Origin of the sequence: Microbacterium sp., from assembly GCF_047972865.1 — a bacterium.
In the GTDB taxonomy this organism is placed as follows: domain Bacteria; phylum Actinomycetota; class Actinomycetes; order Actinomycetales; family Microbacteriaceae; genus Microbacterium.
In genome coordinates, this window is the sequence record NZ_JBKEAY010000076.1 from 1 (window position 1) to 24,266 (window position 24,266).

The following is a 24,266-nucleotide window of genomic DNA, read 5'->3' on the forward strand; positions in this document are numbered from 1 at the left end:
GCCGGGTTGGCGCCCCGGCCGGTGGCCTCGTTGCCCGTGAACACGCTGTTCGAGATCGCCCACGAGACACCGATGCTGGCCGTCGCGCCCCCGTTGGAGCACCGGTTCGCCGTGAACGTGCTGCCGGAGACGATGACCGGACGACCGTTGTACTGGCTGAGCACCCGCACCGCCCCGCCGGCGACGTCTTGACCGGTGGCGTCGCAGCGGTTGCGGGTGAACGTGCTGTTGCGGATCGTCACCTGGCCGCCGCGGGCGAAGACCGCGCCGCCCCCGCCGCCGTCGATCGTCTGGCCGGTCGCGTTGCCGCGGGTGAAGGTCATCCCGCGGATGGTGAGGGTCGGTTCGGCTTGGTTCTGGCAATGACTGGTGGTCCAGACCTGCGCCTTGTCGCACGTGTTCAGGTAGAGGATACGCCGCTTGTCCTGGCCGTCCAGGGTGATCTTGCCGCCGCCGTCCAGGACGACGTTGGGCGACGTGTTGACGACCTTGGCGGTCGCCGCCATCGGGATGGTCACGGGTTTCGAGCCGCAGTCGAAGGTGATCACGCCGCCTTTGGCGACCGCGGCGACCACGGCGGCCGACGTGCAGCTGGAGGCGCGCCCGTTGCCGATGACGGTTCCGGTCGCGGTGGACGCGGTGGTGCCGCTGGCGTCGGTGGTCGCGGTATCGCTGCGGTCACCGGTGCTGTCGGGCGCGTCACTCCCGGTGCCGTCGGCGTCCGCGGCGCCCGTACCGCCGGATGCCGGCGGGGATCCGGTCGGGGTCGTCCCGGCCGGGGTGCTCGGGGCGGGCGCCGGGCTCGCGGTGTGATTCGGTGCCGAGCCATCGGCCGGGCTCGGGGTCTGGCCGTCGGCCGGGCTCGGGGTCTGGCTGCCAGCCGGGCGCGGAGTCGTGCCGGGGGGCGCATCGGGGTCTGGCGCCGCCGGCACCGGGCTGCCGCTCGGTATCGCGACGGCCGCTTCTTCAGCGGACACGGCCGTGTTCGTGGCGCATCCGGCGAGGGTCAGGGCCACAGCGGCCGCACCGAGGGCGAGCAGACGGAGAGACGAACGCATGCCGGCAATTATTGTTGATCGCCGGCGGATCTCGCCCTCACATGAGTGTTCCCTCATGAACGGGACGACCGTCGCAGGGTGAGTCCGCGAGCGGATTCGGCGAATCCGCTGCCGCGCAGCGCGCGTCCCACCGCCGTCGTGTACACGAACTCCCCGTTGACCCGCTCGACGGTGAGGGTCTCGAGTCGTCGGTCGCGCGCCGTCTCGGCCAGGCTGTGCGCGGCCGCGGAGAGCATCGCGTCGTCGTCGGTGAAGGCCAGCGCGGTGCGCCCGCCGCGCTCCAGATACAGCACGAGGGCGCCGTCGACCAGGACGACGAGCCCCCCGGCCTTGCGTCCGGGGCGGTGCGAGACGCCGTCGAGCGCGGGCCACGGCAGTGCGGCGCCGTAGGGGTTGGCCGGGTCGGTCGCGGCCAGGGTGAGTGCGTGGCGTGGTGGGGGATCGGCGAGGGCGGCGTCCTCGCGCAGCCGGTCGACGGTCGCGGATGCCGCGAACTGCGCCGCCCCCAGCTTCTCTATGACGTAGCCGCGGCGGCAGTGCCCGGCATCCTCGAAGCCGGCCAGCGTGCGGTAGGTCTGCGCGAATCCGCCCGGGGTTCCCTCGGCCTGCACCGAACCGCGGGTGACGACGCCGTAGCGGTCCAGCAGCAGGCTCGCCGAGGCGGTCGCCCGCACGGCGGCATCCGGTTCGCGGTCCGGGAGCAGCGACCACCTCCCCCCGATCAGCGGGGGTCGCTGGGGGGCGGTGGCCGGGCGCCCGGCGGGGATGCCGCGGAACATGCGACTGCGCGGCGGGCGCCGCGCGGTGCGGTGCGCCTGGCTGCCGCCGGCCAGCAGCGACCGCACCGGCGCGAACGTGTCGTTCGTGATCCGCCCCGCCCACGCCAGCGACCACAGGGCGTCGACGACCGACTGGTCGTTGGCGGCGTCGGTCATCGGTGTCAGCTGAGCGGCGAAGTACGCTCCTCCCGCGGCGAGCGCCGTGAGCAGTTGCTGCTCCAGCGGTGTCGGGTCGTGCGTGGCGTCGGGGAGCGTCATCGGCGTGAGGTCGGCAGGATGCAGCGCCACCCACCCGTCGCGCCCGGGCAGGGCGCCGTGACCGGACCACACCACCTCACCGGTGGCGGTGAGCTCGTCGAGCATCGCGGGGGAGTAGTCGCGCACACGGGCGGGGAGGACGAGCGATTCCCACGCGCTGGCCGGAATCGGCACGCCGGCGAGCTGCTCGGCGACGGTGAGCACTCCGTCGATGCCCTCCAGTGGCCTCCCGGCGGCCGACACGTGCTGCCATGCCGGCAGGAACCGCGCGAAAGCCGTGGGCGAGACGGGTTCGACCGCGCCGCGGATCGCCGCCAGCGAGCGCAGGCGCAGCCGGCGCAGCACCTCGGTGTCGCACCAGTCGGTCTCGTCCGCGCCGTCACCGGCGACGGGCAGAAAGGCGCCGTGGGAGACCCGGCCCTGTGCTTCCAGGCGTTGCAGGGCCTGCCGGGCCACCGCGTGGCCGATGCCCAGGCGGGCGGCGACGTCGCCGGCGCGGAACGGCCCGTGGGTGCGGGCGAAACGGGCGACCAGTTCGGCGAGCGGGTCGGTGGCCGGTTCGAGGAACGCGACCGGGACTCCCACCGGCAACGCGACCCCGAGCGCGTCGCGGAGGCGCCCGGCGTCTTCGATCGCCGCGACCCGGGCAGCTCCCGCCACCGTCACCCGGATCGCCCGTCGCGCCGCGACCAGGTCGTCCAGGTGCCGTGTCGCCGAGCCGCCGGGTGCGTCGGCCAACCGGGCGGCGACCTCCGCGGCGTCCAGCGGCCCCAGCAACCGGAGCAGGTCGGCGACCCCCTCGATGCCGTGCACGCGCCGGTCGGGGGCGAGCCGTTGCGCCTCGGCCTCGAACTGCGCGATCACGGCGGGATCGAGCAGTTCGCGCAGCTCGACGGTGCCCAGCAGTTCGCTCAGCAGCGCCGGGTCGACCGAGAGCGCGGCCGCGCGACGCTCGGCCAGCGGTGAATCGCCCTCGTACATGAACGCACCGACATATCCGAACAGCAGGTCGCGCGCGTACGGCGACGGCTGACTCGTGGTCGTCTCGACGAGGCGGATGCGCCGGTCGCCGATCGCGCGGGTCACGCGCAGCAGTGCGGGCAGGTCGTAGACGTCTTGCAGGACTTCGCGGAGGGTTTCGAGGATGATCGGGAACGTCGGATGCCGACGCGCCACGTCCAGCAGCTGCGCGGACTTCTGCCGTTGCTGCCACAGTGGTGCGCGGCGGTTCGGGTTCAGCCGTGGCAGCAGGAGTGCGCGGGCCGCGCACTCCCGAAACCTCGAGGCGAACAGCGCCGAGCCGCCCACCTCGGCGGTCACCAGCTGCTCCAGCTCGTCGGGGTCGAAGACGAACAGATCCGCGCCGGGTGGGTCGGTGTCGGCGTCCGGCACCCGCGCGATGATGCCGTCGTCGCTCGCAACGGCGGCGCCCTCGACGCCGAGTCGGTCCCGGATGCGGGCGTTCACCGCCAGCGCCCAGGGCGCGTGCACGTGCATGCCGTACGGGGAATGCAAGATGACGCGCCAGTCGCCGACCTCGTCGCGGGCACGTTCGACGGTGAGGGTGCGGTCGGTGGGTAGGCTCCCGGTTGCTTCCCGCTGCTCGGCGAGGTAGGCGAGCAGATTGCCGATCGCGTTGTCGTCGAGGCCCGATTCCCGCAACCGGGCCGCCGCCTTCTGGTCGCCGGCCGCCGCGACCTCCCGCGTGAACGCCCCCAGCGCCTCACCCAGCTCGGCGGGGCGCCCCAGCCCGTCGCCGTGCCAGAAGGGGAGCCGACCCGGCTGGCCGAACGCCGGTGTCACGTTCACACGATCATGGGTGATCTCCACGATTCGCCACGATGTGGTGCCGAGGGTGAACACGTCGTTGACACGTGACTCGTACACCATCTCCTCGTCGAGCTCGCCGACGCGCGCGTTGCGGGTCTCGCCGGCGACGAACACGCCGAACAGGCCCCGGTCGGGAATGGTGCCGCCGCTGGTGACGGCGACCCGCTGCGCGCCGGGGCGTCCCGTGAGGGTGCCCCGGTCACGGTCCCACACCACCCGGGGGCGCAGCTCGGCGAACTCGTCCGACGGAAACCGGCCCGCCAGCAGATCGAGGGTCGCCTCGTAGGCGGAGCGCGGGAGGGTTCGGAACGGTGCCGAGCGCCGCAGGGTCTCGAACCACCCCTCAGCGTCGAGCGGGTCGAGCGCGCACGCCGCGATCGTCTGCTGGGCGAGGATGTCGAGCGGGTTCTGCGGCACCGAGATCGCCTCGATCTTGCCGGCCAGCATCCGTTCGGTGACCACGGCGGTGTGCAGCACGTCACCGCGGTGCTTCGGGAACAGCGCGGCGCGGCTGATCTCGCCCACCTGGTGCCCGGCCCGGCCCACCCGCTGCAGGCCCGACGCGGCCGACGGGGGCGCCTCCACCTGGATGACGAGGTCGACCGCGCCCATGTCGATGCCGAGCTCGAGGCTGCTGGTGGCCACGACGCAGCGCAGCACGCCCGACTTCAGCTCTTCTTCGACCTGGGCGCGCTGCTCCTTCGAGACCGACCCGTGGTGCGCCTTGGCGAGCACCGGGGGAGCACCGGGCGTGGTGCCCGACTGGGCGATCATCTCGGCGGGGGCGGCGGGGGCGGGCAGGTCGATGCCGAGGCGTAGGTCGTAGATCTCGTTGAGGCGACCGGTGAGGCGTTCGGCGAGCCGCCGAGAGTTGGCGAACACGATGGTGGACCGGTGGGCGAGGAGCCGCTCGACGATCGCCTCTTCGACGTGCGGCCACACCGACCCCGTCATCTCGGTGGTCTGCGGCGGGGTGTACCAGTCGTCGGCGTCGGCCTCCGCGGGGCCTGCCGCCTCGGCGGTCGGCGGCGCGGGCGGGGGAGGGTTCGACATGTCCGCCATCGGCACCACGACGCGCAGGTCGAATGTCTTGCTCGCGCGCGGTGCGACGATCTCGACCGGCGCGGCGCCGCCGAGGAACCGCGCGACCTCGTCGATGGGCCGCACCGTCGCCGACAGGCCGATCCGCTGCGCCGGGGCGTCGAGCACCGCGTCGAGGCGTTCCAGGCTGACCGCGAGGTGCGCGCCGCGCTTGGTGGCGGCGACCGCGTGCACCTCGTCCACGATCACGGTGTGCACGCCGCGCAGGGTCTGGGCCGCCTGCGAGGTCAGCATGAGATACAGCGACTCGGGGGTCGTGATGAGGATGTCGGGCGGGTGGGTGACCAGGCGCCGCCGATCCGCCGAGGTCGTGTCGCCCGAACGTACCCCGACGGTGACGTCGGGCAGGCTCAGCCCGAGCCGCCGCGCCGACTGACCGATGCCCACCAGCGGCGAGCGCAGGTTCCGCTCGACGTCGACGCCCAGTGCCTTCAGGGGTGAGACGTACAGAATGCGGGTGCCGCCGGCATCCTTCGTGGCGCGCGCGACCGGTTTGTCGCGGAAGACGCGGTCGATCGCCCACAGGAACGCGGACAGGGTCTTGCCCGACCCGGTGGGGGCGACCACGAGCGCGTGCTTGCCGTCGGAGATCGCCTCCCAGGCGCCGGTCTGCGCGGGGGTGGGTGCCGAGAACGCGCCACGGAACCAGTCCTGCGTCGCAGGACCGAATCGTTCCAGCACGTCCGCCATCCCTCCATCTTCGCCCCCGCTCCCGACATCGGCTCACCGCCGGTCGCCGGCCCGGCGGCGACCGGCGGTCAATCCGCCCGTAGCAGGGGCAGGGCGACCTCATCCACCAGCTCGGCGACGAACGCGGGCGTCGGCACCCCGCGGGTCAGGAAGCGGTACTGCAGCGCGGCGGCGGCGGCATCCACTCGCACCGCGGACGCCGCAGGATCGACGTGCTCGCCCCGCGCGGCCGCCCGCTCCAGCACCGCGAGCATGGTGCGGTGGGCGGCGCCGGGCGACGTGCCGACCGGGAGCTCGCCGCTCTGGAGCGCCTCGGCGACGATGGCGCGCATCGCCTCGCCCGGCACATCCGCCATCTGGGCGATCATGTGGCCGAACACCGCGACCAGATCGGCCCTGAGCGTACTGGGCTCGGCCGGCAGCGGGGGATCGCCCACCAGCCGGTGCGCGGCATCCAGCGCCAGCTCGACCCGGCGCGGCCACCGCCGGTAGATCGAGACCTTGCCGGCGCCGGCGCGGCGCGCGACCGACTCGATCGTCATCCCGGCGTACCCGACGGCGCGTAACTCGTCCGCCGCGGCGTCGAGGATCGCCTGCTCCAGCGCTTCGCCGCGCCGCCGGTTCCGGGAACGGTGATCGGCGGTCACTCGTCCGCCGCCGTCACGGTGCCCAGGTCGCCGTCCACCCGCACGAGGTCGCCGTCGGTCAGCACCCGAGTGCCGTCGCCGGTGCCCATCACCGCCGGGAGGCCGTACTCGCGGGCGACGATCGCTGCGTGCGAGGCAACCCCGCCGTTGTCGACCACGACGGCCGCAGCCCGGGCGAACAGCGGGGTCCAGGACGGGTTGGTCGCTGGGCACACCAGCACCTCGCCCGGCTGCAGCCGCGCGAACTCCGTCACGTCGTGGATGACGCGCACCGGGCCCTGGGCGCGCCCGCCGCCGCCGGGAGTGCCCGCGACCACGGCGTCGCCTGCGCGGCGATTCGGGTACAGCGTCGAGGGTGCGATCAACGGAGCCGAGGCCCGCTCCGCATACGCCGCACGGCGCCGCAGCGCGGCTGCCCGCACGTCCACGCGCGTGTCGTCGGGGCCGGTCATCGACCGCAGTTCCCCATAGGTCAGGAACCAGGCGTCCTCCGGGTCGTCGATCGCGCCGGCCTCGGCGAGCCGCCGACCCGCCTCGATGAGCGCGTGACGCACCGGCGGCATGGTGCGAGTCAGCTCGAAGTGGGAGTCCTCCCGCACGAGCACACCGGTCGAGGCGCGATCCGCGAGGCGCCGCGCCGTCGGCTGCAGCCGGAGCGCCCGCACCACCGGGTGCGCCAGAAGCGTCGCCAACGCCGTCTCGAAGCGTGCGGGGCGCGGATCGGGTTCGTCGCCGAGCAACACCGCGACCAGTGCCATCATCGTGCCGGGCTCGTCCCCCCAGGTCGGGTCCTTCCCGAGCAGTATGCTGGTCGTCTCGCGGTGCCCGAACTCGTCGAGGAACGCTTCCACCTGTGCCCGGATGCGGGGAGCGCCGTCGCGGACCAGTGCCCACAGTTCGTCGCCGTCGCATTCCGCCGCGCGGCCCGCCAGATCGGCATCCGCTCGGATCGCCGCGGCGATCGCCGCGAGCTCGTCGTTGGCCCGCTGGGTCACGGTGCGGTGACCGAGGAGCAGATCTGCGAACAGGTCGGTGCGGCCGAGTGCGACCAGGATCAGTCGCAGGCGGACCATCGCGGCGGCCGCCGGCGGGAGGTAGGCGATACGCAGCGCGGTCATCAGGTCGGTCGCGGCGGCCGCCTGCGGGGGCACCGAGACCAACTCGGACCAGGACAGCTCACGCGGGTTCTGCGCCGCGAGGACCGCAGTCGCCGCCCGGAACTGCGCGTACCGCGTATCGGTTCGCCATCGGCGGGGGTCGCGGCCCAGGTGCGCAATCGTCCGCAGCACGCGCCGCGGCGTCCTGCCGGTGGGGTGCGGCTGATACGGCACGAATTCCTGCACGATCGCATCGTGCGCGGGCATGATGTCGGCGAAATGCAGCCGCAGACCGGCGATTCCGTCGACCATCCCCTGCACGTGGGCGCCGATCATGAGGCTCCACGTCGTGAACTCCAGCGGGTAGGGGCGGCGCGGCAGCAGCTCCAGCAGCACCGGGCCGATGAACCGTTGCAGTCGGCTGAGCGCGATGGGTGCGGGCGGGAGCGCGGTCATCGGACGGGCCTGGAGGATGGCGATCCCCCGCTCGGTGATGGCCCATTCGATGTCCTGCGGCGTACCGAAGTGGGCGGCGATGCGGCGGCCGACCCGTGCCAGCCCGGCGAGGTCGCCGTCGGTCAGCGCCGGCTCGTCCCCACCGGATTCGGTGCGGGTGCCGCCGTTCGCCGCGGCGCGGATGACGGTCTCCCGCCGGCCCCGGGTGTGCGCCACGACCCGGTCCGCTTCGTCGACCACGGCATGGTCGGGGGTGACCAGCCCCGACACGACGGCCTCACCCAGGCCCGGGCTCGCGTCGATGACCACCCGGTCGCGGGCACCGGTGACCGGGTCGGCGGTCAGCATCACCCCCGCGTAGTCGGCGGGGACCATCCGCTGGACCACGACGGCGATCGCGACCGACTCCGGCGGGATGCGCAGCCGTTCACGGTACGCGATCGCCCGGTCGGTCCATAGCGACGCCCAACAGCGGCGCACCGCGTCGCGCAGCGCTTCGTCGCCGACGATGCCGAGGAAAGTGTCCTGTTGCCCCGCGAACGCCGCGCCAGGCAGATCCTCGGCGGTTGCGCTCGACCGCACCGCGACCGGTCCGCCGTCGAGTTCCGCGTAGGCTGCGCGGAGCGCCGTGTCGACGGCGGCCGGGACGGCTGCGGCGGCGACAGCGTGGGCATCCACCTCGTCGAGCGGAGCGATCGCGGCACGGTACGCGGCGGTGGTGACCACGAACCCCGCCGGCACGTCGAATCCCGCCGCGATGAGCTCGCCGAGGTTCGCGCCCTTCCCCCCGGCGAGCGCAAGGTCGGTGCGCCGGACATCGGTGAGCGGGGTGCAGAGCGGACTGTCCATGCCCTCACGCTAGTTAGTGAACGCCGCGTTCACAACATCGCGGGGATGCGGTCAGTCCTGCAGCCGCTTCGCGAGGAACGTGGTGACGTCGTCGAGCTCGTCCTGCGACACACTGTGCGTCAGCCCCTCGTACACGCGCCCGCTCAGTTCCACGTGGTCGGGCAGCCACAGCACGGTGTGCTCGATGCGGTCGGCGGGGATGACGTCGTCGCGCGCGCCGCGGCCCCAGAACACCGGCGGGCGCACCCGTTTCAGGTCGGCGTCGGTGGGCAGTGCCCCCTCGGCGACGTACCCCGCGAGGTTGACCGCGAACGCCAACCCCTCGGGCCGCAGCCGCAGCGCCTGCAGCGCGACGGCGCCGCCCTGGGAGAAGCCCAGCAGACCCACCGATGCCGCACCACCGGCCTCGGCGTCCAGCCACCCCAGCACGCGCTGCGCGGCGACGGTGATCGCCCCGGGGTCGCGCCCGTCGAGTCCCTCGATGGGGTACCAGGACCAGCCCGGTGCCGGGAACGGTGGCGACAGCGGCGCCCGCACCGACGCGATCACGAACGCGGCGGGGAGGTGGGGCGCCAGCCCGAACAGGTCGCGTTCGTCCGACCCGTACCCGTGCAGCAGCACGAGCAGCGGACGGCCGGCGCGTTCGGATGCCGGGACCGACCAGATCACGGCATCGGGGTCGAGAGCGGGGATGTCGGTCATCCGCTCATTCTGGCAGGCGAGGCCGACACCGCCCGGATCAGATCTTGATCGGGAACGTCGTCAGCAACCCGATGCCGACGAGCGCCACGACCACGCCGAGCCCCAGAAGAGTCCGGCTCACCCAGCGGGTGATGTCGCGCTGCGACATGGCCCCCAGGAACAGCACGAGCGCGAACATCACCGTCAGCAGCGAGTAGTTGTCGCCACGCTGATTGTTCTCGAGCGCCTCCTGGAACTTGCCGTCGGCGCGCGCGGTGAGATCGGCGGCTTCGGCGTCGCCGGGGGCGACGTAGGCGTCGACGACGAGCGGGCTGTCCTCGGCCATGCCGCCGTCGACCCACGCGTCGAACGCCACCTTGAGGCGCTCCGGGAACCGATCCTCGACGTAGGCGGCAAGCTGTTCCCGCTCATCGGCAGTGGCCACGACCCACTGCGTGTAGATCTGCAGGTCGAACTGGCGGGCATCGCGTGCCTCGCCGGCGGCTGCGGCGGCCTGCACGCGTGCCGAAGAGGCCTGGCTGAAGGCGATCGACATCTCGCCGCCCCATTTGGAGGACTCGAACCCGCACCAGGCGGTGAGCACGGCGGTGATCGACAGCAGAAAGACCGTCACGATGTCCTGCACGCGCGTCGCGCGATCGGCGGGGGTGTTCACTGCCCCATTCTGACGTGTCGGTGTGCTGCGGCGCGAGTGCGGGTCCGCGCGTCAGAGGTGCGCTGGGGTATACAGGAACCATGGCCGTTCGTACCCCCGACCCCGACCCGTACGAGCGCGACGACGACGGGACGCCGCAGGATCCGCTGCGGGACCTGGGGGCCGCCGGCGGCGGGCACCGCGCGGCGGGCGACGGGTCGTTCGGCTCACCGGCGCGCGAAAGCGCGGCCAACCCGGGCTGGCTCACCGACGTCGAACTGGCGGAGGCACGCCGACGGTTGCCGATGCTGTACGTCGAGGCGGTGCCGGTGCGCACCGATGGGTTGGGGACGGTCACCGAGGTGGGCATCCTGCTGCGGGCCACGCCGCTGGGCGAGATCACCCGCTCGATCGTGTCGGGCCGGGTCCGCTACGGCGAGACGGTGCGCGACGCGCTGTTCCGCCACCTCGAGAACGACCTCGGGCCGATGGCCTTTCCGTTGCTGCCGCCCGAGCCCACGCCGTTCACGGTCGCCGAGTACTTCCCGCTGCCCGGGGTGAGCGCGTTCCACGACGATCGGCAGCACGCCGTGTCGCTCGCGTTCGTGGTGCCGGTGACCGGCACGTGCGAGCCGCGTCAGGATGCCCTCGAACTCACCTGGATGAGCCCGCAGGAGGCGGCATCCGACCGCCTCGCCGACGAGATGGAGGGCGGGCGGTCCACGCTGGTGCGGATGGCGCTGGCCTCGGTCGGCGCGCTGCGCTGAACCATGGAGAACCGCCTGGTCGAGTTCGCCGTCGTCCTGCCGGTGGCGCTCGTCCTCGCCTATCTCATCGCGCGGGCGTTGCGAGCACTGTTCCGCGGCCGGGTGCGGCTGTCGCTGCCGGCGATGGTTATCGTCTCGGTGCTGGGGCTCAGCGTCGGCATCCTGCTCGCGGACTGGTGGGGTCTGGGCGATCGGGTGTTCGCGGTGTGGACGCTGCTGCTCGCCTTCGGATCGAGCCTCGTGATCTCGCTGCTGGTCGCGGGAGCCGCGGCGTTGATCCGGCCCGACGACGACGTCGACGTGCCGGCGCTGCTGGCGGCGGGAGAGTCGGACCGCGTCGAGTTCAAGGAGACGGCGCGGTGGAACGTCCGCGAGGACAAGAAGGACGCCCGCATGGAGCAGGTCGTCGCCAAGACGGTCGCGGCGTTCCTCAACACGGGCGGCGGAGTCCTCATCATCGGGGCGAACGATGCCGGTGAACCGGTGGGCCTGGACCGTGATCTGGCGACGCTGCGCACACCGGACCACGATCGCTTCGAGCTGTGGTTGCGGGACCTCCTGTCCACGACCCTCGGACGGAACGCGGCGGCGCTGCCCGGCATCCGGTTCGCCGCCCCCGACGGCGGCGCGGCGGTGTGCGCGGTGGTCGTGCCGCGGTCGTCGAAGCCGGTGTTCCTCACCCACGCCGGCAGCACCGACCTGTGGGTGCGAGTGGGCAACTCCACGCGCGCGCTCGGTGTCGACGATGCCGTGGAGTACGTCGCGCGGCACTGGCGGCCCACGGTCCGGACGTTCCTGATCGGCCCGTCGAGCTGAGCGCGGAATACCTGCGCGGGGCGCAAGGAGGGTAGCGTCGGTGTCGGCAGATGTTTCGCCGTCGTCTGCGCCCCGACCCGCCCCGTCCCCAGGAGTGCCTCCGTGTCCCAGCCGCACAACCCCGACAGTTCACCGCTTGACGCCCTGATCGCCAACTCCGCCTCCGATCAGGGTCCGGCCTTCACGACCGCGTTCCGCGGATACGAGAAGCACGAGGTCGACATGGCCCTCGATGAGCTCAACGGCCGGCTGCGGTCGGCGCAGGAGGCAGCCACGGTCGCGCAGAAGCTGCAGAGCGAGCAGATCGCCGCGGTCGAGGCGCGGTCGAAGGCGCGTGTCGCCGAGCTCGAGGCCGAGTTGGCGGTCGCGCAGGCGAAGGTCGCCACCAGCGAGGATCAGGTGCAGACCCTCACCGAGGAGCTCATGGGCACCGGCGGCGATGTCGCGCACCGGCAGCGGTTCGACGAGGTGCTGCACGTCGCCGAGGAGCAGGCGAGCGTGCTCATCAAGAACGCCAGTCTGCAGGCGGACCGGCTACTCGAGGCCGCCAACGCCGAGATCGCGCAACGCCGCGCCGAGGCACAGACGGATGCCGATGCCATCATCGCGCGCGCCGAGCACGACGCCGATCAGGCCCGGCTGCGCATCTCTACCGAGCTCACCGCGCACGAGGCGCAGGTGGAGCGCCAGAAGACCGCCGCGGCCGAGAAGGTCGCGCAGGCCGAGCGTGAGGCGACCACGATCCGCACCGAGGCGGAGAAGGGTGCGGCCGCGCTGCGAGCGCTGGTGGCTCGGGAGACGGAGCAGGCGCGCACCGAGGCCGAGGACGCGGCCCGCGAGCAGCGGATGCGGGCGCTGGACTTCGAGGAGTCGCTGACCCGCCGACAGGACGACGCGCAGCAGGAGTTCCTGGTGCTGCACACTCAGGCCGTCGCGCACGCGGAGCGGATCACGAAGGATGCCAACGACCAGGTCGCTACGTCGCTGGAGCACTCCCAGCGGATCACGGCGAAGGCCGATGACTTCGAACGCCTCATGCGGGCCCAGGCCCAGCAGGTCGAAGCCGACGCGCAGCTGCGGGCGCGCGACCACCTGGACCGTGCCCGCGAGCGCGCGCAGCACATCATCGACACCGTGACGGCGCACTCCGAGTCGGTGCTGCGCGACGCCGAGGACCGGACCCGCCAGTTGCGCTGGCAGCAGCACCAGCTGGCCAGCTTCATGGCCGAGGTGCGCAACCTCATGCGCGCCGAGACGCCGGCGCTGGAGCGCGACGCGGCATCCGTTTCCGCGGCGAAGGCGGAGCCGGTCGCCGTCGAGCCCGCGGTCGATCCCGTCGCGGCCGAGCCGGCGGTGCCCGCGCCCGCGCCCGTCGAGTTCGCGCCCGCGCCGGCGGTGGCCGCGCCCGCGCTCGCGGAGTTCGCGCCCGCGGAAGCGGAACCCGAGCCCGCGGCCGTCGAGCCTGAGCCCGAGCCCGAGCCGGAGCCCGAGGTCATCGTGGCGGAGCCAGTCGCCGACGAGCCCGCGGCGGAGTCGGTCGAGGTCGTCGACGAGCCCGAGCCCGCCCCCGCGCGAGAGCAGCCGCGGGACGAGTTCGTCCCGGAGCAGACCCGACCGATCGACACGATGGAGTTCGAGGCCGACCCGGCAGCGGACGTCGTCGATCCCGACGCCCCCACGTTGGAGCGCGACACGGTGTTCGTGGTCGAGATCCCCGGCGAGTACCCGGCCGAGCCCGACGACGACGTGCGCGACTGATCCGTGCTCGCGGGTCACCGGCGCCCGGCGCATCCTGGTGGATGCCGATCTCGAACGCGACGGTGATCTGCGCGTCGGACCCGACGGGCGGGTGACCGAGGCACACCTCGATGACACCGTCGAGGTGATCGACGCGACCGGGTGCGTCGTGACACCCGGGTTGGTCAACGCGCATCACCACCTGCTGCAGTCCGGGTTTCGCACCCTGCCCGGTACACGCGGCGTGCCGATGCACGAGTGGTTGCCGGCGATGGCGACCGCCTACGGTCAGGCCGGTATCGACGCGTCGTTGACGGGGGCCACGGCGGGCGTGGGGCTGGCGGAATCGCTGCTGTGCGGCGTGACCACGGTGGCCGACCACCAGCTCAACTGGCCACCGCCGGTGGGACCCGACCCGGTGTCGGACACCGTGTCGATCGCACGCGCCGTGGCCGACGCGGCGACCCGTGTCGGCGCGCGCCTGGTTTTCGTGCGCGGCACCGCCCGGGACGATCCGGGGGTGGCGGCCGAGAGTGCGGAGGCGATCGTCGCGGAACTGCTCCCGGACGGACACGACGGCGGCGTCGCCTTGGACGGCTGGGTGCAGGTGGCCGTCGGGCCCGCCGGGGTGCACTCCGACGCCGAAGAGACGTTCCTCGCGCTCGGCGAGGTGGCGCGCCGGCACGGTCTGCGCCGTCGCGCGCAGGCCGGCGAACAGGTCGACACGCGGACGAGGTGGCGCGCGCGTATCGGGAACGGGTGCCGTATCTGCAGCAGTTGGCGTGGGTGAACACGCAGGCGTACGCGGATCAGTCGCGCGACACACGGGTGGCCGAGTGGGCGCGGTTCTCGGCATCCCACCCCGACCCCACGGCCCCGGAGACCTGGGTGGGCTTTGCCGTCGAACCCCGGCGGATGCTGTTCTGGGAGGGCGCCGAAGACGCCGCCAGCCGGCGCGCCGAGTATGTGCGCGACGCCGGCCGTTGGCTCCACCGCGTGCTGCCCGGCTGAGACGCGTGCGCCCGGCGCGCGGCTCAGCGCGGGCCGGTGAGCCGGGCGAGCTCGGCGACGAACGCATCCACGTCTTCGGGGTGCGTGTCGAAGGAGCACATCCAGCGCACCTCGCGGCGGCCGGCATCCCAGTCGTAGAAGCGGAAGCTCTCCCGCAGCCGGTCTGCCACACCCTCGGGCAGGGTCGCGAACACCGCGTTCGCCTCGGTGGGCTGGGTGAATCCGACGCCGTGGATCGTACCGTCGGACAGTCCCGCCGCCACGGCGTCGCGGAGCCGCTGCGCCATCGCGTTGGCGTGGCGGGCGTTTCGCAGGTACAGGTCGCCCGCCAGCAGCGCGATCAGCTGCGCTGACACGAACCGCATCTTGCTGGCCAGTTGCATGTTCAGCTTGCGCAGGAACAGCAGCCCGTCGCTCGCGGCGGGGTCGAGCACGACCACCGCCTCGCCCAGCATCGCGCCGTTCTTCGTGCCGCCGAAGTTCATGACGTCGACGCCGACGTCGCGCGTGAGGGCCCGCAGCGGCAGGTCGAGGGCCGCGGCGGCGTTGGCCACCCGGGCGCCGTCGAGGTGCAGGCGCATGCCGCGGCTGTGGGCGTGGTCGGCGATCGCGGCGATCTCGCCGGGGGTGTAGACGGTGCCGAGCTCGCTGGACTGCGTGATCGACACGGCCAGGGGCTGCGCGCGGTGCTCGTCCCCCCACCCCCACGCCTCCCGATCGATGAGGTCGGGCGTGAGTTTTCCGTCGTCGGTGGGAACGTTCAGGATCTTGATCCCCGCGACCCGCTCGGGGGCACCGCCCTCGTCCACGTTGATGTGCGCCGTGGATGCCGCGATGACCGCACCCCAGCGCGGCAGCATCGACTGCAGTGCGGTGACGTTCGCGCCGGTGCCGTTGAACACCGGGAACACCTCGATGCCGTCGCCGAAATGGCTCTCGAACACGTCCCGCAGTCGCGCGGTGTAGACATCGTCCCCGTAGGCGACCTGGTGTCCGTCGTTTGCATCGGCGATCGCGGCGAGCACGTCAGGGTGGATGCCGGAGTAGTTGTCGCTGGCGAACCCGCGCGCTGCGGCGTCGTGGATCCTCGTCACGGCATCCACCCTACGCAGGTTCCGAGGTCCGTCATCGACGAGATCCCCGCCGCAGGCGGTCACTGACCGTCACCGCGGATGCCGCGGGTGGCGGCGACGACGGGGCGTAGCTTGCGCTCCAGCGCCTCGAAGAACATCGACAGCGGGAACTCGTCGTCGAGCACGGCGTCCGTGTAGCCCGACGGCGGTCCGGCGAGCACTTCGCGCGGCAACCCCGAGGCCCAGGCGGATGCCGGGTGCGGCGGCACGATCCCGCGGATCAGCTCGTACGCGGCCAGCCAGTGCGCCACCCGAGGCCGGTCGATCGACTCCCAGTACAGCCGGTCGATCGCCTCACCGAGGGCGAGGACGGCATCCGACACCCGGTCCCAGTCGATCGCGAGGCGGGTGTCGGTCCAGTGCAGCACGTCGTGGCGGTGCAGCCACACGAACAGCAACTGCCCGCCCAGTCCGTCGTAATTGCGCACGCGCCCGCCGGTGACCGCGAACCGGAAGATCCGGTCGAAGATCACGGCGTACGGCACCAGTGCCGCGGTCTCGCGCATCTGCGACTCGACCTCGGTGAGCCGTTCGCCGGCGGCGGCGCGCGCCCCGAGCCGGTCGGCGATCGTGACGCACTCGCGGAAGGCGGTGAGGTCGCACCGCAGCTCTTCCAGGGCATAGAGGAAGTAGGGCATGCGCTGCTTGATCATGAATGGGTCGAACGGCAGATCGCCGCGCATGTGGCTGCGGTCGTGGATGAGGTCCCACATCACGAACGTGTTCTCGGCGAGTGTTTGATCCGCCAGCATCCGCGTGGCCGGCTCGGGCAGATCGAGGTGGGTCACCTCCGCCGCGGTCCGGACGACTCGTCGGTGGCGGGCCGCTTCGCGGTTCTGGAAGATGGCGCCCCACGTGAACACAGGGACCTCGCGCATCGCGACCGTCTCCGGGAACAGCACTGCGCTGTCGGTGTCGTAGCCGGGTGTGAAGTCGAGCAGACGCAGTGAGACGAACAGGCCATTGGTGTAGGTCCGCTCGAGCTCGGCGATGACGTCGGGCCAGATCGCCTCGACCAGGAGCGCTTCGACATGACGGTCGCGCGACCCGTTCTGCGTGTACATCGGGAACACGATGACGTGTCGCCGTCCGTCCACGCGGCCCTGCTGCGGCTGGAACGCCTGCAGGGAGTCCAGGAAGTCCGGCACCGCGAAACCGCCCTCGGCCCACCGCTGGAAATCGCCGGTCGACGCGGTGAGATAGGCGGCGTCGTGCGGAAACAGCGGCGCGAGCGCCCCGAGGGATGCGGTGATGACATCGACGAGTTCCCGTGCCGCACGGTGGTCGGTCGCATCGGGGACCGCTCCGTCGTGGTCCTGCAGCCGCTGCAGCGCGGTGGTGGCGGCCTTCAGGTCGAGCCAGCGCACGTCCTGCGCCAGGTGGGCGCCGGTGAGGTCGCGCGTCACGCGAGGCGAGATGATCGACATGACATCCTCCGAAATGCAAGAAATTTTTCGGTTGAATATGACTATCACTGATATTGTTTCACCTATGGAGGATGCTGTCGACCAACGCATCGTCGCCGCGGTGTCGCGCGACGCTCGCGCGACCCTGGCGGAGTTGTCCGCGGAGGTGGGCCTGTCGCTCTCGGCGGTGCAGAGCCGTCTGCGCCGCCTCGAGAAGTCGGGTGTGATCGCCGGTTACCGCGCCGTCCTCGACCCCGAGGCGGTGGGGCGTCCGCTGTCGGCGTTCGTCGAGATCACGCCCCTCGATCCGGCGCAGCCCGACAACGCCCCCGAACTGCTGGCGCACCTCGACGCGATCGAGGCGTGCCATTCGGTCGCCGGCGCGGCCGCCTACATGTTGTTCGTGCGGGTGGGCTCACCGCGCGCGCTGGAAGACCTCATCCGCGACATCCGCACCGCCGCGTCGGTGAGCACCCGCACCACGGTGGTGCTGCAGACCTTCTACGAGCACCGCCCCGTCCAGCCGCTCTGAGCCACCGGCGCCTCAGGTTCGGGGGCGCCGGTGGTGGGCCCCGGGAGTGTCGTTCTCACCCGCTGTGGCAGGCTCGGGGTCGTACGCCCACGTCGGGGCCAGCTGCCGCAGCCGCACGGCACGCCACTGCCACGTGGCCCACAGCACCGGCCACAGCGGGACCGCGGCCGCGCCGCCGATCACCAGCCGGTCGCGCCACAGCGTCCGGGTCGGGTCGCCCGGGGCCGGGGAGATGGCCATCTGGTGGTCCCAGACGTCGAGGGCCGCGAGCGGACCGGTCAGCGGAATGCCGCTGTCGCGCATGATGCGCACCTCGCCGTGCACGTCATCGACGGCGCGGTCGGTGACGTGGATCAGCTGGTCGCCGAGGCGGATGCCGCCCACTCCGACCCGCACCGGGACGTCGTCGCCGTGCGCAATCGACGTCGGCGGTTCCGCGAGCGGCCGCACGGTCACCAGCGGTCCGTACAGTTCGGTGACCGCGTGGGGGGAGTGCACGGCGCGCCAGGCCGCATCGGCGTCGCAGTCGAGCAGGAGCTTCAACAGAATGCGCATGTGTCCAGTCTGCCTGCCGCCGGGCCGTAGGCTGACCGGATGCCGTTCTCGCAGACCCGCTATCAGGTGCGTTTCGACTGGGGTGCCGCCGGGCTGGCGCGGGTCGAACCGGCAGACGTGACCGTGATCGTCGACGTGCTCGGCACCGATGTCGTCGCGCGGGTCGCGGCGGGGGAGACGGTCGACGCGCCCGCTCCGCTCGCGCGCACCGCCGCGGGTGGCTCTCTCGTGCTGTGGGGTGCCCTGTGCAACGCCACCGCGGTGGCCGAGGCGATCGGCGCCCACCAACGGCAGCGCCAGGCCCGGACGAGCGTCGCGGTGATCGCCGTCGGAGACCCGGCATCCGCCCCCGCGGACGCGCCGGTGCGGTTCGCGGTGGAAGACCTGCTGGGTGCCGGCGCGATCGTCGACGCGCTCAGCACCGTCGGCATCGATCACTCCTCACCCGAAGCCGCGGCGGCGGCGGTCGCCTTTCAGGGCTTGCGCGGGGCGGTGCGGCACCTGCTGGCCGCGAGCGATTCGGGGTCGGGGGCCGACCGCGACGCGGTGCGGGACGCCGCCACGATCGACGGCGTTCCGGTCGTGCCGGTCCTCGGTGCGCGCGGCTTTCACGCGCACGTCTGAGCGCCGGTCGCGTCAGGTCACCACGTCCACCCCGGACCGGGTCCGCTGACGATGGTCATCCCCCACAGGATCAGCAGCGCACCCGACAGGTAAGTGGTGAGGTATCCGATCGTGAGGCCGGCGATGGCCAGGCCGCGGCCCCGTCCCGGCGAGCGTCGCAGTTGCGCCACCGCGAGATGACCGAAGATGACGCCGACGATGCCGATGAACGGTGCAGCGACCAGCGAGATGACGGCGGCGACGTTCCACGGCGGTGCCGGGGTCGTATCGGCGCGAACCGGCGGCAACGAGCCCCATTGCAGGGCGAGGACGACCGTCACGAAGAACAGAGCCGCCAGCGGCACCACCAGGACGCCGGTGAACCCGATCAGCGCGACATCGCCGGGCACGTCGTGGCCGAACAGTACCGCGAGCCAGGCGCCCGTCAGCACGGTGATCGCCGCCGATCCCGCCCCGAGCAGGATCAGGGCGAACCAGCCCACCGGGCGGATCGGGTAGGTCAGCGCCCAGCTCACGAACAGCAGCGCGAACCACGGCATCCATCCAAACGACGACTCCGTGTCGGTCACGCCCGCCATCAGCAGGGCGGCGGCGAGGGCGCTCAGCGCCCCCAGCGTCTTCCGAAGCGGTGACGTCCCCGAGACGATCGCCGCCACGAGCGCGGCCAGCGCGGGCAGCACCAGCAGCGCGCGCGACACCCAGATCGAGGTCCACGTCGTGTCCCACGGGGCCGCGCGCAGCACGAGCAGCACCGACAGGATGCCGACGCACACCGCCGTCAGGATGCCGACCGGCGGCCAGGCACGACGCGCTCGGGGGGTCGGTCCGTCGCGCTCCGTGACGGCGGGCAGCATGGTGGGCAGCGCGGTCGGCCCGGCCGCTTCGCGATCACTCATCTCGGCATGTCTCCCGTCCTCGTCACCCGTGTCGCGGGATTGCCCACGCACTGTACCCCGCGCACCCGAACGTTGGCTCAGCGCGGCGTCATCGCGGCCAGGCGCGTGGCAGGCGTGATCTCGCGTCGAGTCCACACGAACAAGAACCGCTGATCGAACTGCGCCGAGCACCGCGCACATGAGGTCGGCCGGGTCGCTCGGCGGTGCCGGTAGGCGGTGTGCCCGTTGGGGCAGGTGCCCACCCAGGGCGCCAACTCGGTGGCGGTCTCGCCGTGATGGGTGGTTCCGCCGGTGTACCCGAGGGCGCGGGCTGTCCGTTTCCAGCGGGGTCCGTGGCCGGCCTCGGCGCCGGCGAGGGCGTGGGCCACCTCGTGCAGCAGGGTCTGCCGGTTGGCCTCGTCGTCGTACCGGGCGGCGAGGTAGCGCGAGACGGTGATGCGCTTGCGAGTGAAGTCGCACGCGCCGGCGCGGCGTTTGGCGTTGTCGAACGCGAACGTCCACGACGGGTCGAGGTGCTGCGTGATGAGGTCGTCCGCGGTGGCGCGGACGACGAGCAGATCGGTCATGGAGCGACGCTACAGAGGGGCGCCGACACTCAGCTCGCCACCGCGTCGGTGGTGCGGCGTCGGTCGCAGGTCTCGATCGCGTGCAGCACCGATTCCAGTTGCTGGTCCGAAGCGCCGGTCTGTTGGCGCAGGAACAGCGTCCGGGTGAAGTCGGCGCGCGCGGCGGCGTAGTCGCCGGCTTCGAAGTGCACTTTGGCGCGGTGCTGGTGCGCGAACGCCGACAACGCCGCCCACTCCTGCCCGTCGGCTTCCTCGGTGCACGCGTTCAGTTCCGCGACGGCGGCGGGGTGCGCGCCGCGGCGCTGCTGCACGGTCGCATGCAGCACCCGGGCGCGCAGCACGTCTTTGCGGGTGCCGGCCATCCGCGCGTGGCGCACGACCTGCTCCGACAGCGGCAGTGCCTCATCGAGCCGTTCCAGCACCTTCAGCAGCCACACCCGCTCCAGCATGGCGGGCAGGCTGCGCTGATCGCCCAGTTCGGCGAGGCGCGTCGTGCACTCGCCCGGGTCTACGATCTCGCGCAACGTGTCCGCGTCGTATCCCTTGATCATTCCCACGTGCATGCCCTTCTGTCCGTGGTGGTCGGCGGCGTGCGTGCCCGATGCCCACGTCGCGTCCTCGTCACCCAGTGCCTCCCAGTCTCACCGCGCGCTGCGTGATCGGGCGACGGACGCGCCGCGGGGACGCGCCATCGGCATCGTCATCGGTCGAAGACGGATGCCGACGGAACCGGTGACGCGCTCGCATCGGCATCGGTCGCCGGACGCGACCCGCGGGCGAACGCGTCGATCTCGGCGCCGTGGGCGACCTTCGCCGGATGTGGCCCGGCGGCCATCAGTCGCGGCAGCCAGGTGGTGGGCAGCTCCGCCGCTGAGGCGGCGATCACGAGGTTCCCGAACCGCCGCCCCTTCAGGGTCTGCACTTCGGCGAGCACGATCGCCTGCGGCAGCACCTCGCACACCGTCGCGACCTGACGGCGCGCGAACGCGAGCCCTGCGCCGTCGGCGACGTTGACCAGCAGCACGCCCTCGGGGGCGAGGAGGCGGGCGAGGGTGCGGTAGTACTCGACGGTGGTGAGGTGCGCGGGCGTGCGCGCGCCGGCGAACACGTCTGAGACGATGAGATCCGCCGCGCCCTGAAGGCCCGGCGGCATCCGTGCTGCGACGTCGCGGGCATCGCCCAGGCGCACCCGGATCTGCGCGCCGCGGGGGAGGGGCAGCCGGTCTCGCACGAGCTCGACGAGGGCCGGCTCCAGCTCGATCACCTGCTGCCGCGAACCCGGCCGGGTGTGGGCGACGTAGCGCGGCAGCGTGAGGGCACCGCCGCCGAGGTGGATCGCGGTGATCGGCTCGCGCGGCGTGCGCAGTTGGTCGATGACGGCGGCCATGCGGCCCACGTACTCGAAGTGCAGGTGCGTCGGGTCGTCGAGGTCGACGTGAGACTGCGGAGTGTCGCCGACCACCAGCTCCCACCCGCCGGCGAACCGGCTGGGGACGATCTGTGCCGTCGATCCGTCCGCGAGCCGCACCGACGGGCCCGGAACGTCTATCTGCGCGCGCGCCATGCCTCTCACGTTATCTCGCTCACTCCGAGTCTTCGGATGGTCGCGCGCCCTCTCGGCGCGCGGTGCGGCGGAGTAGCGTGAACGCATGGCTTCCATCGACCTCAACGCCGACTTGGGTGAGACCGTCGGCGGGGTCCCGACCGCCGACGATGAGGCCATGTTCGGTGTCGTCTCCAGCGCGTCCGTCGCGTGCGGGGGCCACGCCGGGGATGCCGCGTCGATGGCGGATGCGGTGGCCCGGGCGGCCCGCTACGGCGTGGCGGTGGGGGCGCATCCTTCGTTCGTCGATCCGGCTGGTTTCGGGCGCACCGCGCTCGCCGTCGACCCCGCCCGGTTGCGCACGCAGGTGCGCGAACAGGTGGCGGCGTTGATCGCGGCGGGGGCGGACGTGCGCTACGTCAAACCGCACGGTGCGCTGTACCACGTCGTCTCGGCGGACGCGGCCCGTTCCGACGCGGTCGCGGCGGCGATCGCCGACATCGGTGCGGAGATCGGGCGCGCCCTGCCGGTGCTGGCGCTCGGCGGCGAGATCGTCCGCGCGGCGCGGGAGCACGGCCTGCCGTTCCGTGCGGAGGCGTTCCTCGACCGTGGCTACCTCCCCGACGGCAGGCTCGTCCCGCGCACCGAGCCGGGGGCGTTGCTGCACGACCCCGAGGAGGTTGCCGAACGCGCCGTGCGCCTGGCCGTCGAGGGCACGGTGGTCGCCGTCGACGGCAGCGTCGTGGCGGTCGATGCCGTGTCGATGTGCGTGCATGGTGACACGGCGGGGGCGGTGGCGATGGCCCGGGCGGTGCGGCGTGCCCTCGATTCGGCCGGTGTCGAGGTGCGGGCGCCGTGGTGACCGGGCTGCGTCTGCTTCCCTTCGGGGATCGCGGCGTGCTCGTCGAGCTGGGGTCGCTCACGGATGTCCTCACGGTGCAGGCCCGGCTGACCGCCGACGTGCCGGACGGGGTCATCGATGTCGTTCCGGCAGCGCGCACCGTGTTGGTGCACGTGAATCCGCGAGTGCTGCCGCTGGCGGCGGCGCGGGCGTGGATCGAGCGGGCATCCGGTGCCCCTGTCGCCGCGGGGGCACGGTCGGTCGACGAGGTCGTCGTGCCGATCCGCTACGACGGCGATGACCTGGCCGAAACGGCACGGATGCTGGAGACCTCCCCTGACGCGCTCGTCGCCGCGCACGCCGGGGCGGTGTGGACGGTCGCGTTCACGGGGTTCGCGCCCGGGTTCGGGTATCTCGTCAGTGAGCAGTGGCCGTTCGACGTGCCGCGTCTGTCGTCGCCGCGCACCCGGGTGCCCGCCGGTGCGGTCGGGCTGGCAGGGGTGTTCAGCGGCGCGTACCCGCGGGAGACGCCGGGCGGATGGCGGCTGATCGGCCGCACGGATGCTCCGTTGTTCGACCCCGCCGCCGCCACGCCGGTGCTGTTGACGCCCGGGGCGACGGTGCGGTTCGCGCTGGAGCGGGCCCGGGCTGCGGTGGCGGTGGGGGTGGAGGCCGCGGCATCCGCCCACGTCACTCCCGCCGACGCGGCGTTCACGGTCGTCGAGCCGGGACTGTTTGCGACGGTGCAGGATCAGGGGCGTCCGGGGCACGCCGCCGAGGGCGTCGCCGGGGGAGGGGCGGCCGACCGCGGGGCGCTGCGTACGGCCAATCGCCTCTTGGGGAACGATGAGGATGCCGCCGGTGTCGAGGTGACGCTGGGCGGGTTCCGGGCGGTCGCCGACGTCGATCTGTGGGTCGCGGTGACCGGTGCCTGGGGCCCGGTGGAGATCGACGGCGCCCGGGTGGATCCGTATGCGGCGCATCCGTGGCCGGCGGGCAGTGCGCTGCACGTGGATTGGTTCGCGCACGGCGCGCGCGCCTACGTGGCGGTGCGGGGTGGGGTCGCCGCCGCGGAGCTGTTCGGTTCGCGGTCGACCGATACGCTCGCTGGCCTCGGCCCGCGGGCGCTGCAGGCGGGCGACCGGCTGGGTCGCGCGGATGCTGCGCGTGCGCCGATCCCGCCGGAGGATCTGCATCCGTGGAGTCCCGTCGTCGACGATCCGGTGGTGTTCGAGTTGGCGCCGGGCCCGCGCGCGGGCTGGTTCGACGCGGAGGCGCATCGCGTGCTGTACGAGGCGACGTGGGTGGTGACGGCGCAGGCCGACCGTGTCGGCATCCGGCTCGACGGACCCGCGTTGACGCGTGCGGTGTCGATGGAGTTGCCCAGTGAGGGGATGCTGCCCGGTGCCGTGCAGGTGCCGCCGGGAGGGGAACCGGTGGTCTTCGGTCCCGATGCGCCGGTGACCGGGGGGTATCCGGTGATCGCGGTGGTCGTCGACCGGGATCGGCTCGGTCAGTTGCGTCCGGGTGCGCGGGTGCGCTTCCGGCACGCACGTGCGCGTCCCGACCGGTGAGCGCGCGATGACGACGATGGTGCCCACGACGGTACGGTGAGGCCCATGCCTTTCGCGCTGGTGCTCACCGTGATCCTCGCGCTGCTGGCCCTGTTTCAGCTGGCGCTCATCCTCGGTGCGGGGCTCGGCCGCTTCGCCTGGGGCGGTCAGCACCGGGTGCTCCC

Annotated in this window: 21 protein-coding genes and 1 pseudogene; 9 read left to right on the plus strand and 13 right to left on the minus strand. The window is 72.6% G+C overall.

All coding sequences use genetic code 11. The features are described 5' to 3' along the window. From ACK5KK_RS04845 to ACK5KK_RS04870, 6 genes and pseudogenes are all read right to left on the minus strand, one after another. Positions 1-1,058 (minus strand): annotated as a pseudogene (locus ACK5KK_RS04845) (hypothetical protein); the annotation flags it as partial. A gap of 53 nt (positions 1,059-1,111) precedes the next feature. Further along, on the minus strand, positions 1,112-5,716 hold the full coding sequence (locus ACK5KK_RS04850) for an ATP-dependent helicase (protein ID WP_416888962.1): 4,605 nt from the start codon (positions 5,714-5,716) through the stop codon (positions 1,112-1,114). A gap of 68 nt (positions 5,717-5,784) precedes the next feature. Next, a complete protein-coding gene (locus tag ACK5KK_RS04855) occupies positions 5,785-6,363 on the minus strand; it encodes a TetR/AcrR family transcriptional regulator (RefSeq protein ID WP_416888963.1) in 579 nt (192 codons plus the stop codon). Further along, positions 6,360-8,765 (minus strand): PEP/pyruvate-binding domain-containing protein, encoded by a 2,406-nt coding sequence (locus tag ACK5KK_RS04860; RefSeq protein ID WP_416888964.1) that lies wholly within the window; start codon positions 8,763-8,765, stop codon positions 6,360-6,362. Before ACK5KK_RS04860 ends, ACK5KK_RS04855 begins: the two co-directional genes overlap by 4 nt. Positions 8,766-8,816: 51 nt before the next feature. Next, a complete protein-coding gene (locus ACK5KK_RS04865; protein WP_416888965.1) occupies positions 8,817-9,467 on the minus strand; it encodes an alpha/beta hydrolase in 651 nt (216 codons plus the stop codon). A gap of 37 nt (positions 9,468-9,504) precedes the next feature. After that, a complete protein-coding gene (locus tag ACK5KK_RS04870; RefSeq protein ID WP_416888966.1) occupies positions 9,505-10,122 on the minus strand; it encodes a hypothetical protein in 618 nt (205 codons plus the stop codon). Between the two features lie 80 nt (positions 10,123-10,202). On the opposite strand from ACK5KK_RS04870, the gene ACK5KK_RS04875 reads away from it, so the two are divergent. The 5 genes from ACK5KK_RS04875 (at position 10,203) to ACK5KK_RS04895 (ending at position 14,432) form a co-directional block, all read left to right on the plus strand. After that, a complete protein-coding gene (locus ACK5KK_RS04875) occupies positions 10,203-10,868 on the plus strand; it encodes an NUDIX hydrolase family protein (protein WP_416888967.1) in 666 nt (221 codons plus the stop codon). 3 nt (positions 10,869-10,871) lie between these two features. Then, positions 10,872-11,684 (plus strand): helix-turn-helix domain-containing protein, encoded by an 813-nt coding sequence (locus tag ACK5KK_RS04880; protein ID WP_416888968.1) that lies wholly within the window; start codon positions 10,872-10,874, stop codon positions 11,682-11,684. 102 nt (positions 11,685-11,786) lie between these two features. After that, the gene (locus ACK5KK_RS04885; RefSeq protein WP_416888969.1) at positions 11,787-13,442 is read left to right on the plus strand and encodes a cell division initiation protein; all 1,656 of its coding nucleotides are present in this window, start codon (positions 11,787-11,789) and stop codon (positions 13,440-13,442) included. A 37-nt stretch (positions 13,443-13,479) separates the two neighbouring features. Then, the gene (locus ACK5KK_RS04890; RefSeq protein ID WP_416888970.1) at positions 13,480-14,211 is read left to right on the plus strand and encodes an amidohydrolase family protein; all 732 of its coding nucleotides are present in this window, start codon (positions 13,480-13,482) and stop codon (positions 14,209-14,211) included. Then, positions 14,181-14,432 carry a pyridoxine 5'-phosphate oxidase C-terminal domain-containing protein gene (locus ACK5KK_RS04895; RefSeq protein ID WP_416888971.1) on the plus strand — a complete coding sequence of 84 codons (252 nt, stop codon included), beginning with the start codon at positions 14,181-14,183 and terminating at the stop codon, positions 14,430-14,432. The genes ACK5KK_RS04890 and ACK5KK_RS04895 overlap by 31 nt, the downstream gene beginning before the upstream one ends. A gap of 23 nt (positions 14,433-14,455) precedes the next feature. Here ACK5KK_RS04895 and ACK5KK_RS04900 read toward each other — a convergent pair whose 3' ends face one another. Together ACK5KK_RS04900 and ACK5KK_RS04905 are read right to left on the minus strand one after the other, a co-directional pair. After that, positions 14,456-15,526 (minus strand): threonine aldolase family protein, encoded by a 1,071-nt coding sequence (locus ACK5KK_RS04900; protein WP_416888972.1) that lies wholly within the window; start codon positions 15,524-15,526, stop codon positions 14,456-14,458. 59 nt (positions 15,527-15,585) lie between these two features. Next, complete coding sequence (locus tag ACK5KK_RS04905) at positions 15,586-16,992, minus strand: DUF6421 family protein (protein WP_416888973.1); 1,407 nt, start codon at positions 16,990-16,992, stop codon at positions 15,586-15,588. A gap of 64 nt (positions 16,993-17,056) precedes the next feature. Between ACK5KK_RS04905 and ACK5KK_RS04910 the strand changes: the two genes are divergently transcribed. Beyond that, entirely contained in the window at positions 17,057-17,503 is a 447-nt protein-coding gene (locus tag ACK5KK_RS04910) for an Lrp/AsnC family transcriptional regulator (protein ID WP_416888974.1), read from the plus strand. Positions 17,504-17,515: 12 nt separating this feature from the next. Here ACK5KK_RS04910 and ACK5KK_RS04915 read toward each other — a convergent pair whose 3' ends face one another. Beyond that, positions 17,516-18,058 carry a hypothetical protein gene (locus ACK5KK_RS04915; RefSeq protein WP_416888975.1) on the minus strand — a complete coding sequence of 181 codons (543 nt, stop codon included), beginning with the start codon at positions 18,056-18,058 and terminating at the stop codon, positions 17,516-17,518. Between the two features lie 39 nt (positions 18,059-18,097). Here ACK5KK_RS04915 and ACK5KK_RS04920 point away from each other — a divergent pair, with 39 nt between their 5' ends. Further along, positions 18,098-18,682, plus strand: coding sequence for a phosphosulfolactate phosphohydrolase (locus ACK5KK_RS04920; protein WP_416888976.1), 585 nt, complete (start codon positions 18,098-18,100; stop codon positions 18,680-18,682). A 17-nt stretch (positions 18,683-18,699) separates the two neighbouring features. On the opposite strand, the gene ACK5KK_RS04925 is transcribed toward ACK5KK_RS04920, so the two are convergent. The 4 genes from ACK5KK_RS04925 to ACK5KK_RS04940 form a co-directional block, all read right to left on the minus strand. Beyond that, a complete protein-coding gene (locus ACK5KK_RS04925; RefSeq protein ID WP_416888977.1) occupies positions 18,700-19,578 on the minus strand; it encodes a DUF4190 domain-containing protein in 879 nt (292 codons plus the stop codon). Positions 19,579-19,655: 77 nt separating this feature from the next. After that, the gene (locus tag ACK5KK_RS04930; RefSeq protein ID WP_416888978.1) at positions 19,656-20,144 is read right to left on the minus strand and encodes a SprT-like domain-containing protein; all 489 of its coding nucleotides are present in this window, start codon (positions 20,142-20,144) and stop codon (positions 19,656-19,658) included. Positions 20,145-20,173: 29 nt separating this feature from the next. After that, positions 20,174-20,701: a hypothetical protein gene (locus ACK5KK_RS04935; RefSeq protein WP_416888982.1), complete on the minus strand. Its 528-nt coding sequence runs from the start codon at positions 20,699-20,701 to the stop codon at positions 20,174-20,176. Between the two features lie 143 nt (positions 20,702-20,844). Beyond that, positions 20,845-21,708 carry a spermidine synthase gene (locus tag ACK5KK_RS04940; RefSeq protein WP_416888979.1) on the minus strand — a complete coding sequence of 288 codons (864 nt, stop codon included), beginning with the start codon at positions 21,706-21,708 and terminating at the stop codon, positions 20,845-20,847. An 85-nt stretch (positions 21,709-21,793) separates the two neighbouring features. Between ACK5KK_RS04940 and ACK5KK_RS04945 the strand changes: the two genes are divergently transcribed. Together ACK5KK_RS04945 and ACK5KK_RS04950 are read left to right on the plus strand one after the other, a co-directional pair. Beyond that, positions 21,794-22,549: a LamB/YcsF family protein gene (locus ACK5KK_RS04945; protein ID WP_416888980.1), complete on the plus strand. Its 756-nt coding sequence runs from the start codon at positions 21,794-21,796 to the stop codon at positions 22,547-22,549. Beyond that, complete coding sequence (locus tag ACK5KK_RS04950) at positions 22,543-24,102, plus strand: 5-oxoprolinase/urea amidolyase family protein (RefSeq protein WP_416888981.1); 1,560 nt, start codon at positions 22,543-22,545, stop codon at positions 24,100-24,102. Before ACK5KK_RS04945 ends, ACK5KK_RS04950 begins: the two co-directional genes overlap by 7 nt. Positions 24,103-24,266 lie beyond the last annotated feature (164 nt).